Genomic DNA, 612 nt, shown 5'->3' on the forward strand with positions numbered 1-612 from the left:
AAGAATACTCGGCATAATTCCCCGTCATAACCTGCCCTCCCCAATCATAGGCTGATTATAGTGAAGATAAAGGGAGGGCCTCAGTATGCAAATTCACGTTGTCCAGCCGAACCAATCATTATTTGGTATTGCTCAAGCGTATGGATCAACTGTTAACGATATAGTGGAAGCAAATGAACTTCCGAATCCGAATAATCTCGTAGTCGGCCAGTCACTGGTAATCCCGATCGTCGGCAGCTTTTATTATGTGCAGCCGGGTGACAGTTTATGGGGAATCGGCCAAAAGGTTGGCATCCCATATCAAGAACTCGCAAGGGTTAACGGCATATCGCCTAATTTACCGCTTCAGGTCAACCAGCGCTTATATGTTCCCCCGAAACCGAAAGTCCGTGCAGAATTCAACGCTTATGTGGAGCCGTACGGAAATGAAGTGTCACCTAATTTAGAGGAAAGTGCTAAAGAAGCCGCTCCTTATCTAACCTACCTTGCTCCTTTCAGCTTTCAGGCGAAGCGTGACGGGACCCTGCAGGAACCTCCGATGGGGAACCTGCTGCAAACCGGAAGGGATAATGGGAATGTCCTTATGATGGCGATTACCAACCAGGAAGAAGG

General features: G+C 48.0%; 1 protein-coding gene. It reads left to right on the plus strand.

The window, feature by feature from the left end:
* Window positions 1-85: 85 nt before the first annotated feature.
* On the plus strand, window positions 86-612 hold a 527-nt coding region (locus HP456_RS24690), incomplete at its 3' end, for a LysM peptidoglycan-binding domain-containing protein (protein ID WP_172255915.1).

Source organism: Bacillus haikouensis (assembly GCF_013179555.1).
Taxonomy (GTDB): Bacteria; Bacillota; Bacilli; order Bacillales; family Bacillaceae_B; genus Rossellomorea; species Rossellomorea haikouensis_A.